This window comes from Arsukibacterium sp. (genome assembly GCF_036735525.1).
Taxonomy (GTDB): Bacteria; Pseudomonadota; Gammaproteobacteria; order Enterobacterales; family Alteromonadaceae; genus Alishewanella.
Map to the genome: position 1 here is coordinate 7821 of NZ_DAINOE010000106.1, position 1224 is coordinate 9044.

Below are 1224 nucleotides of genomic sequence, written 5' to 3' on the forward strand. Positions count from 1 at the left end.
AGACAGAACTGAATTATTTAGTCAGCTTGCCCTTTCTCCACGTATACGTTATGTCAGCTTCAGCATTCTAGGCAGCTTATATCTTACTGATAACCAATTTGAGCAAGCATTAAAGCAATATACTAAAGCGCTCGATGCCATAATGGAAACTAATGACGAGCGCACTCTAGTACGTCGTGCAGCGCTTCAGGCGGAGATGACTCAAGTACATATGAGTTTAAAAAACTGGAGCCAGGCAACAGAACTTATTGAAACGTTAATGCATGATGCAAATCAATATCAACAACGCCAATATCTCCCCATATTACACCTTTGGCTTGGTATTGTTGAGGCAGAGCTTAAACAGTATGAGCAAGCACTTAATACTAATAGAAAAGGCTTGGCGTTGGCAAAAGAGTTTAATAATAACTCTTTAAGCCTGACATTTAAAAATAATCTGGGTTCTATTTTGATAGAAACTGAAGATTACCCAGCTGCCCAACAGATATTAGAAGAAGCCTTAGGTCAAGCCCACGAAGCTGGCGACAAACACAATTGGCATTACATAAATTTTAACCTGGGATACATTCAGGTCATGCTAGGTAATGTTGATTCAGGCTTAAATGCCATGTACAAGAGCTTAGACTTCGATAAATCGCAGGGAAATAAGATTGAATATGAACATGCATTAGAGTGGTTGGCAAAGGCTTACGGCGCAGTAGGGATGTACCAACAACAAGCTAAAACCTTGCTTGAGCAAATCACCCTGCGTAAAGATATTTTTAATGCCGAGCGTGACAAAGTAAGGTCTGAGCTTAACAGCCGCTTCGATACCAAGGCTAAAACCCAGCAAATCACCATATTACAGCAAGAAAACGATTTAAAAGCACAACTGTTAGCCAACCAAACCTTGCAAAAACGCATCACCATCTTGTTCAGTCTGGTACTGGCGTTTGCCGGGGTAATGTTGTTTCAGTTGTATCGCAAGGTGCGCATGTCTAACAAACGGCTGCGCGAGGCCAACAAGCAATTTGAGTTTCAATCGCTGCGCGATCCATTAACTGGTTTATTAAACCGTCGTGCGCTGCAAGAGCATATGCAAAAACGTCAGGATTTAGCGCGGCGTCATGGTGATGCCTTGCCAACCGGCCTGTTGATTTTGGATATCGATTTTTTCAAAAATATTAATGATCAATACGGTCATGCTGCCGGTGATGCAGTACTGATTGATATCAGTAAGCGTTT

The 1224-nt window shown here is 41.7% G+C and carries 1 protein-coding gene; it reads left to right on the plus strand.

Annotated elements, in window-relative coordinates; all coding sequences use genetic code 11:
- On the plus strand, window positions 1–1224 hold a 1224-nt coding region (locus tag V7D78_RS15135), incomplete at both ends, for a tetratricopeptide repeat-containing diguanylate cyclase (RefSeq protein WP_333609293.1).